Source organism: Desulfobacteraceae bacterium (assembly GCA_022340425.1).
In the GTDB taxonomy this organism is placed as follows: Bacteria; Desulfobacterota; Desulfobacteria; order Desulfobacterales; family JAABRJ01; genus JAABRJ01.
In genome coordinates this window covers 1-8711 of record JAJDNY010000085.1, presented here as the reverse complement: position 1 = coordinate 8711, position 8711 = coordinate 1, and the positions used below count along the sequence as shown (strand labels likewise).

At 61.1% G+C, this 8711-nt stretch carries 9 protein-coding genes; 5 read left to right on the top strand and 4 right to left on the bottom strand.

The genetic code is table 11. The features are described 5' to 3' along the window. On the bottom strand, positions 1–266 hold a 266-nt coding region (locus tag LJE63_07790), incomplete at its 3' end, for a CDP-alcohol phosphatidyltransferase (protein ID MCG6906510.1). A 129-nt stretch (positions 267–395) separates the two neighbouring features. After that, positions 396–1574, bottom strand: coding sequence for a PAS domain S-box protein (locus LJE63_07785; GenBank protein ID MCG6906509.1), 1179 nt, complete (start codon positions 1572–1574; stop codon positions 396–398). A gap of 241 nt (positions 1575–1815) precedes the next feature. Here LJE63_07785 and LJE63_07780 point away from each other — a divergent pair, with 241 nt between their 5' ends. Beyond that, positions 1816–2247, top strand: coding sequence for a universal stress protein (locus LJE63_07780; GenBank protein ID MCG6906508.1), 432 nt, complete (start codon positions 1816–1818; stop codon positions 2245–2247). Between the two features lie 27 nt (positions 2248–2274). Here LJE63_07780 and LJE63_07775 read toward each other — a convergent pair whose 3' ends face one another. Next, positions 2275–3021, bottom strand: a complete 747-nt coding sequence (locus tag LJE63_07775) for a methyltransferase domain-containing protein (protein MCG6906507.1) — start codon at positions 3019–3021, stop codon at positions 2275–2277. Between the two features lie 95 nt (positions 3022–3116). Beyond that, on the bottom strand, positions 3117–4889 hold the full coding sequence (locus LJE63_07770) for a diguanylate cyclase (GenBank protein ID MCG6906506.1): 1773 nt from the start codon (positions 4887–4889) through the stop codon (positions 3117–3119). Between the two features lie 291 nt (positions 4890–5180). On the opposite strand from LJE63_07770, the gene LJE63_07765 reads away from it, so the two are divergent. The 4 genes from LJE63_07765 to LJE63_07750 form a co-directional block, all read left to right on the top strand. Further along, positions 5181–5888: a septum site-determining protein MinC gene (locus tag LJE63_07765; GenBank protein MCG6906505.1), complete on the top strand. Its 708-nt coding sequence runs from the start codon at positions 5181–5183 to the stop codon at positions 5886–5888. Positions 5889–6082: 194 nt separating this feature from the next. Further along, positions 6083–6883, top strand: a complete 801-nt coding sequence (minD, locus tag LJE63_07760) for a septum site-determining protein MinD (GenBank protein ID MCG6906504.1) — start codon at positions 6083–6085, stop codon at positions 6881–6883. Between the two features lie 9 nt (positions 6884–6892). Further along, entirely contained in the window at positions 6893–7165 is a 273-nt protein-coding gene (gene minE, locus LJE63_07755) for a cell division topological specificity factor MinE (protein MCG6906503.1), read from the top strand. A 398-nt stretch (positions 7166–7563) separates the two neighbouring features. After that, positions 7564–8711: DUF294 nucleotidyltransferase-like domain-containing protein (locus LJE63_07750; protein ID MCG6906502.1), on the top strand; the 1148-nt coding region annotated here is incomplete at its 3' end.

Sequence of the window (8711 nt, the reverse complement as noted above, 5' to 3'; positions counted from 1 at the left end):
AAAATGATCGAATAGACGATCTTGTCCATGATGCGGTCGGCCAGGTTGGCCAGGGTCGGGTTGGGCTGAAAGCGGGCGGAAAACCAGCCGTCCACCAGGTCGAAGCTCATGGCGATGAAAAGCAGCACGACACCCAGGGTGTAAAGAACCGGGCTGCGGGTCCACATCACGGCGATGGCGCAAAGCATGCCGGCAAAAACCAGCGGTGGGCGGCCGTAGACCAGGATCGCCGTTATTTTTTGTGGAATTTTAAGATGTTCGCTCATCTTCACGCGGGACTGCAGGGTTTCGGCGGCGCTTAAAAAGTCGGCGCCATGCCGGTTCAAGGCTATGCATGGCGGATTGCCGGCTGTGGGATCAACCCCCTGCCGCCCGACGCCGGCCGCGACGGCGGCTCACCCGCAGTTTTGCGAGGCCTTGTCGATGTCGATGATTCTGCGGCCCCTGGCGTAATGGCGGGTTTCATATTTGGTAATGCCCATCAGTTTGGCGGTCATGGCCGCGATGCGCTCCACCTGCTCCCGGATTTTGAGGGTTTTCTCGTAGAGCGGGTCTTGGGGCGACATCTGCAGCCGAATCAGTTCGGTATAGCCCAGGAGGCTTTGCATTGGCTGGTTGAGTTCGTGGCAGGCGGCGCCGGCCATTTCAAGCACCCCCTCCAGTTTTTCACGCTTCAACCGCTCCGCTTCCGCCTCTTTACGGTCCGTAATGTCCCGGATGGCGCACAGGACCCGCTGGCGGCCATTGAGGGTTATTTTGCTCAGAACGATTTCCACCTGGAAGAAAAAGCCGGAATCCAGGCGCCGCGACTGCCATTCGAAGATCTGCTTTTCGTCCCCCAGGGCCTTCGCCCAGCGCCCGGCCATCTCCTCCGAAGCCCGGCCGTTCTCCAGAAAAGCGCTGCGGGTGAAGCGCGCCATGGCCTCTTTGCGGGAGACGCCGAACATTTTCAGCAGCCGGTTGTTCACCCGGTTGACCGTCCCGTCCGGATCGTAGATGATCACGGCATCGTGGCCGCTGTTGAAAATCGTCCGGAAGGCCCGGGCCGAAGCCCGCAGGGCCCGCTCGGCCGCCTTGCGATTGGAGATGTCGCGATTGCTGACCCGTTTGCCCAGATACCGGCCGTCTGAGGCGTAGACCGGGCGGCAGATATGCCCGATCCAACGGACGCCCCCGGAGCGGTCCAGAATCCGGAAGTCCATGCTCAAAACGCTCTTTTTACCGGCCATGGCGGCCGAGCGCTGCCTGAAATCATCGCGGTCCTCGGGGTGGATGATACGCTCCAGCAGATCGGGGTCCTGGACGAATTCTTCGGCCCGGTAGCCGGTGATGCGCTGGCAGGAGGGCGACATGTAGACGTAGCCCCCGTCAGGGGCTGTCCAGTACTCCCAGTCGTAGGTGTGATCGGCAAAGGCCTGGAAACGCTCGGCGGAATCGCGCAGGGCCTTGCCCTCGCGCTCCTTGCGCAGCGAGATGGAGGACTCCAGCTCCGCAATTCGCTGGCGCAGCTTCTGAAACCCCGAATCCAGCGTTACGGCGGGGCTATCCTGGGAGGATGGCTCTTTCTTCAGCATTCACAGTTCTTCCGTCAAAGCGCCCTGGGACCGCCGCTTGGGGGAAAAGGGGGTGGGTAGCCCTGCCGCAACGAGGCTCTCCGGAAAAAATTTTTATCCCAGATGCTTAGGCCTTGTCAAACCCCACCGCCGATGGGTGCCCGGCAGGTGCGGCGTTTTCCCTTGCCCGGCCGACCTGCCGGATGGTAAGGAAAAAAATGAGCCGAGGTGCCCATTTACCATTCACGCGAAGGGGGCCGCAATGTTCAAGCGCATTCTGGTGGCTTTCAAGTTCTCCCCCGGGGGGCTTTGCGCGCTTCAAAAGGCGATCGCGCTGACCCACATCCACGGTGCCGCACTCCACATCTTGCATGCCCTCGACTACCGCCTGACCCGGGAAAGTGCCGACAGCCCCAAATTGAGCCAAGCCCGCGACGCCGCCCGGCAACGCTTCGAAGCCGAGATCAAACCGCTGCTGGCCGAACTCCCCGATGTCCGGTTCGAATGTGAACCGGCGGACCCGGCCCTGGCCGTCTGCCGCCGGGCCAGGGACGACGCCATGGACCTGATCGTCCTGGGCTGCCACCATCGCCCCGAACGGGCGAGTATGGGGCGGGTGGACTACGTGGGCATGACCATCCTTGAAAAGGCGTCCTGTCCCGTCCTGCTGGTGCCCTATTGGGAAAACGGATAAGTCCCCGGCACGGTTTTTTCGGGGATCTCAACCCGCAACGGGCTGGATGAAACCTTCGGGGTGATATTTGATGGCCAGCGGCCGGGTGCGGAAGCGCGGCACCAGGGTCACCGTCATGCCGACAAAGGCGCCGAAGGGCGTCTTCTGCAGCAGTTGCGACTGTTCGATCCGGCAGCTCAGCTTGCCCGAGGCGGAGGGCAGTTGGCAGATGCTGCGCCAGCTGATCGGGACGTTGCCCAGGGTCTCGCGAACCATCTGTTTGAGTTCCCAGATGCTGAAGAAACGGGCATGGTTGAAGATCGTGCGGGAGAAGATGCCCTGCACCCGGCGCTGGATGCCCTTGATGGCGTAGCGGTTGAAAACCCCGATATAAATCCGGTCCTTGGCCACCCGGCTGGCCTCGGCAATGGCCTTGGAAGGGTCCGCCACGAACTCCAGGGTGGTCGCCAGGCAGGCGTGGTTGAAGGAGTTGTCGTCGAAGGGCAGATCCTCCGCAAAGCCGCGGTAAAAATCGACCCGCCTACCGACCTTGCCCAAGGAGATATCCAGCATGTAAGGGGAGGGGTCCAGGCCGGTGACCTGGAGGCCCAGATCCAGAAAAGTGCGCAAATTGGTGCCGGTTCCGCATCCGATGTCCAGCACCGATTCCCCCCGCCGCGGGTTCAGCATCTCCACCAGCAGGCGGGTTTCCATTTCGGTCGCAAAGCGGTTGCGCGGCTCGCTCAGCCAGCGGTCAAACGAAATTGCATCAGTAAAATCAAATACATACCCCATATAAATAACCTATTCGAAAACCCGGCCTGAATCAAGGGTAAAAATTGGACGGCATTGCCCCGGGGCTGAGGGCGTCGCAACCGGCCCCCGACCCTTCAAGGGCCGGGGGCCTTGTTTTCCCACTGCTGCCACTCGAAAACGCGGTTTCGCCCCAGCCCCTTGGCCTTTTTCAAGGCTTGCAGCGCCAACCCCACCAGGTCCGCGCCGGACAGGTCGGGGGAGCCGTTAAAGGCCGCGATGCCGGCACTGACCGTGATCGAAATCTGGGCGGAGCGGTACTCGAAGATGTGGGCCGCCACCATCTGGCGAAAGCGCTCGTTGACCACCCGGGCCATGCGCATGTCGGTGTTGGGCAGTAGCAGGGCAAATTCCTCGCCTCCGAAACGTACGACGGTGTCGCACTGCCGGCTGAGGCGTTTGAGCAACCCCGCCACTTCGACCAGCACACTGTCGCCGGCCAGGCGGCTGTGGGTCTGGTTCACCCGTCTGAAGCGGTCCAGATCCATGATGCACAGCACCAGGTCGGTGCGGTAGCGCCGCGCCCGGGCGATCTCATTGTCGAGGGTCTCCTCTAAGTAGCGCCGGTTGAAGAGCCCGGTGAGCTCATCGCGTCTGGTCAGCCGAAGCACTTTCTGCTCGAGTTCGCGCACCTCGCGCTGCAGACGCGCTTTCTCCATGACGTTGGTGATGATGCGGGTCAACGCCTTTTCGCCGATGCGGCCCTTGGGGATGTACTCCAGGGCGCCTGCCTGGAGCATCTGGGCGGTGAGCAGATCGTCGTCCTTGCCCGTGAACACCACCACCGGGATGTTCCGCTCGTTTTCATTGACCGTTCGCATCAGATCGATGGCGTTGCCGTCGGGCAGGAAGGAGCTGGCAAAGATCAGGTCGAAGCGCCTTTGCCCCAGCATGGCCGTGGCCTCGGCCAGGCTCCTGGTGCGGAACAGTTTTATCTGGCTGTGATACTTGAGGATGCCGCTGATCTTTTCGAATTCATAATCGGACTGTTCCACCGCCAGAATGGCCGTTTTTTGGTCGAGATTGATGATGGCGGTTTGGTTGAAGTACGGCTTGACCTCGTAATAGCGGATCTCCTGAATTTTTTTTACGGTTTTGTAAATCCGCTGGCCGGCTTTTTCCAGCCGGTCGAGGTGCAGCAGAATTTTCTCGGGTTCGTCGCGGTTCATCCGCATCAGTTCGATGTTGCCGAGCAGCGTCATCAGCGGCTGGTTGAGGTCGTGGGCTGTCGCTCCGGCCATCTGCAGCAGCACTTTCAGGCGCTCCTCCTCCAGCAAGGCCTTCTGCTGGTCGCGCATTTTCTGGTTGGCCTTGCGCAACTCGGCGACGGTCTGCTGCAGTTGGGTGATGTCGGACAGGTAGCAGCGGCAGCACGCGATCGGCTGCCCCGGGTCGAGGATCGGGTAGCTGGTCAGCCGGGCGTGAAACTCCCCCCCGGCGGTTTTTTTCAACTTGAGGTTGCAGCTGTTTTCCTCGCCCTGCTCGAAAACCGCCCGGCGGTGAAGTGTAAAAATCTCATGGAATTCCGGCAGGATGAAACTCAGCAGGGCGCAGCCCGCGAGGGCAGCCGGATCGTGGCCCAGCATGCGCGCCGAGGCGCTGTTGGGCTCCAGGATGTTACCGGCTGCGTCCAAACAGAAAAAACCGAACGGCGCCGCATCGAAAAAGGCCCGCAGGCGGGCCTGGGCGGCTAAGGCATCGGCACGTGAGCCTTCCATCAGGGCGTGGCAGTCGCAGAGTTCCCGCAGCAGGTCCTCGGGCTGCTGCTTTTCCAAGGCCAGGGCGACGCTGCGGCTGGAGAGGATTCCCTTGGCGGCCAGCTCCTTGAAGGTCTTCCAGTATTTTTGCATGGCATTCACGGGTGATGGGTGCGGTAGGGCCGGATGAACCAACCGGGGGTGGCGCTTACGGGGAAAGGTCCGCTGCGGTGTTTTGTCCCGCAATCGCTGCAGTGCAACAAAAAAATTGGACTTTCCAAAGGTTTTTAGCACAGCGCCGGCCGAAAAATCGACCCTTTTCCACTCTGGGGGCGTGTGCCCCGCGATGCACCACCATATCTTGATGTTTTTTCTTTCTTGACACACAAGGGGTATTTCTCTATAAACTCGATTCGACGCCACCCCAATCTTTCCACCGATTGTATGGACACGACCACGACACCACAACCGCCGAGCCCGATTCGAATCAAGGGGGTTGGGGACAGTCTTTGGGTCACTCTCGACCCGAAAACGCCCCTGGCCATTCTGCAGGAAGGCCTGCGTCAACGTTTCGAGCAGATGAAGAACCTCGCGGCCAATGCCCGGGTGATCATCGACACCGGCTCCCCCGATGCCCACCGCGGCCTTGTGACCCAACTGGGCGACTTCCTCAAGGCGACCTTCCCGGTGGCCTCGGTCGATGCGCCGCCCGAGGAGCGGCCGCCGATCGTCGACCAGGCCCCGCGCATCCGCCAGCGTGACATGAGCCGTTCGTGGCAGCATCACCGCAGCGACGTGCTGATGCTCACCGGACGGGTGCGCTCCGGTCAGAAGGTGACGGCCCGCAAACACCTGCTGATCCTGGGAGACGTCAACCCCGGTGGCGAGGTGGTCGCCGGTGGCGACATCCTGGTGATAGGCAGCCTCTGCGGGACGGCCTCGGCAGGCCAGCCCGACAACCTGGACGCCATCGTGCTGGCCCTTGATTTCAGGCCGACCCAGGTTCAGATCGGCGGCTTCGTGGCCGCCGGCCTTCCCGACTCGCCCGGAAAAATAACCGAATTCGCGCATCTGGAAAACGGCGCCATCATGGTTGAAGACTACCTCAAGGCCGCGCCGTTTGGCCGCCTGCCCTGGCCGCAGGTGCGCTGATCGGCCGCAGGCCCTGACCCTGCAGGGAAGCTGGGCCTGCGCCGCCCAAACACCGGCTGCCACGCGCAGCACCGGTAAGCCGCAGGCGGTCTGCAACAGGCCGCTTTTCACCCCGGCTGCCGACGATCATGGGGTGGGAAGCCTTCTACGGGTAAGCTGGTTTACCCCGGACACAGCAATCAACGAGGTGTAAATTGGACGGAAGAATAATCGTCATCACATCAGGCAAGGGCGGTGTCGGCAAGACAACGGCCACGGCTTCCATCGGTGCCGCGCTGGCCATGGAAGGCAAACGGGTGGCGGTGGTGGACATGGATATCGGGCTGCGCAACCTGGATGTCGTCATGGGGTTGGAGAACCGCATCGTCTTCAACATCGTCGACGCCGTCAAGGGCAAGTGCAAGATCGGCCAGGCGGCCATCAAGGATCGCCGCATCGAGAACCTGTTCCTGATCCCGGCATCCCAGAGCGACAATAAGAATGTCCTCAGCCCCGAGGACATGCTGCGCTTTTCCAAGGTGCTGCGGGACGAATTCGATTACGTCCTGATGGACTGCCCGGCCGGCATCGAGCGGGGCTTCGAGAACTCCGTCGCCGCCGCCCAGGAGGCCCTCGTGATCTGCACGCCGGAGGTTTCCTCGGTGCGGGATGCCGATCGCGTGATTGGCCTGCTTTACTCGCGCGGCATCACTCCCAAGCTGGTGGTCAACCGGATTGTGCCCGAGATGGTGGCGCGCGGCGACATGCTGAGCCACGAGGACGTGGTCGAGGTGCTCTCCATCGACCTCGTCGGGCTGGTGGAAATGGACAACCAGGTGGTGATTTCCACCAACACCGGTCTGCCGATCGTGATGCAGAAAGACTCCAAGGCCGGTGAGGCCTTCCGCCGAATCGCGCTGCGACTCAACGGGCAGCCGGATCTTCCGATACAGGTTCCGTCGACGCATAAGCCTTTCTGGAAAAAAGTGGGTCACAAACTGGGCTTCGGCCGATAAGGAGGGGGTATGCTCAACGGCCTGTTGAAAAAAATTCTCGGCAAGGGCGGCAGCAAGCAAATTGCCAAAAAAAGACTTCAGTTTGCGTTGATTTACGACAAGCTGGAGGTCTCCGACACCACGCTGCAGAGCCTACAGCGGGATATCGTCGAGGTCATCTCGCGCTATTTCGTGATTGACCAAGAAGAAATCAAGCTGGAATTTCAGCGCGATCACGATTCCTCCGCATTGGTTGTGAACACCCCGATTCTCTCCGCGCGCCGCACCATCACCCCGGCTTGAGGCGGCGCCGTCGCCCGTTTCAAAGATCGCGATCACCGTCGATGGCAAGCCCGACCCTCTGGGCTGGGCCCGTTTCGGCGGTGATCGCCCCGCCACGCCCCCCCCCTCGCGGTTTGCGCCCCGCAAAAACGGAAAAATCGGTTTTTTCGCATTTGTTCCGGAAGAGTTTCAAATCTGTAATTTTTAGAGCCTAAAATTTACAAATTTGTAGTTCTTCTGCCGAATGGGGAAAAAATAAAAATACGATATTTAATTGATATCATGGCCTATTTTAGAGTTTTGGTGTCATGGCATATCAATTGCTCCACTTGCGGTCCACAGGATCCCGCCGGATTGCGGCCCGACCGGGAGCGCCCAACCTGCAGACGCAATCGCCCAGCCTTTCACCTGGAGGACCCGTGAGCAACCTCACCATCAAAAACGGGAGTGCCGACCCCGCCGCACTGCTGGCCCAAAGCCGCGGTGAGTTGCTGGCGCGCTTTCTGGAGGGCCGGGCGCCCGACTTTTTGCGGGAGCACGCCCGTCTGCTGGATGATTACCTGCGCGAATGCTTCGCCCGCAGTCGCATCGGCCCCCGGATGGGCATCGACAAGAAGCCATACGCCATCGTGGCCCTCGGGGGCTACGGGCGCCAGGAACAGTGTGCCTGCTCGGACGTCGATCTGCTGCTCTTGTTCAGCAAAAAGGTTCCCACCGAAGCCGAGGTCTTGATTCGCGAAATCGTCTACCCGCTGTGGGACATGGGCATCGAGGTGGGGCACGCCACCCGGTCGCTGAAGGAGTGTATCGGCCTCGCCCTGGGCGACTATGAGGTGCTCACCTCGCTGCTCGACGCCCGCTTCATCTGCGGTGTCTCGCTGCTCTATTCGGAAATGATGGAGCAGGTGCGTAAAAAAATCCTCCAGCGGCGTTCGGAGCAGGTGGTCACCTGGCTGATCACGCGCAACCGGGAGCGCCACCGGCATTTCGGCGACTCGGCCTACCTGCTGGAGCCCAACCTCAAGGAGGGTCAAGGGGGGCTGCGCGACTACCACACCATGCTGTGGATCGCCCGGATCAAATTCAACCTGCGCCAACCCCGGGACTTGGAGTACTACGGCTGCCTGTCAAACGCCGAATACCGGGCCCTGCGCCAGAGCCTGGCCTTCATCTGGGGCGTTCGCAACCGTCTGCACCATTTGGCCGGCAGAAAGTGCGACCAGCTGTTCTTCGATCACCAGATCCGGCTGGCCGAGGCCATGGGCTACACCCGGCGCAACGGACAGCAGCCCGTGGAGCTTTTCATGGGCGATCTGCACGGACGGATGGAATTTCTCAAGCAGCAGCACCGCATGTTTCTCTACGAACAGGGCTACGAGGCGATGCTCAAGCCCCGGGTCTGGCTGGCGGGCAAAAAGAAACCCACCCGGCAGACCCGTTTCCAGGGCCTGGACATCCACCGCGGCATGCTGCGCTTCGTCGCCCCCCAGGAGGTGTTGCGAAACCCCGATCTGTTGATGAACATTTTCGAGGAAAGCGCGCGCCTCAAGATCCCACTAAGTGCCGA

Coding starts and splice junctions, on each gene's coding strand:
- LJE63_07785 (MCG6906509.1), bottom strand. CDS start 1,574: ATGCTGAAGAAAGAGCCATCCTCCCAGGATAGCCCCGCCGTAACGCTG.
- LJE63_07780 (MCG6906508.1), top strand. CDS start 1,816: ATGTTCAAGCGCATTCTGGTGGCTTTCAAGTTCTCCCCCGGGGGGCTT.
- LJE63_07775 (MCG6906507.1), bottom strand. CDS start 3,021: ATGGGGTATGTATTTGATTTTACTGATGCAATTTCGTTTGACCGCTGG.
- LJE63_07770 (MCG6906506.1), bottom strand. CDS start 4,889: ATGCAAAAATACTGGAAGACCTTCAAGGAGCTGGCCGCCAAGGGAATC.
- LJE63_07765 (MCG6906505.1), top strand. CDS start 5,181: ATGGACACGACCACGACACCACAACCGCCGAGCCCGATTCGAATCAAG.
- minE (MCG6906503.1), top strand. CDS start 6,893: ATGCTCAACGGCCTGTTGAAAAAAATTCTCGGCAAGGGCGGCAGCAAG.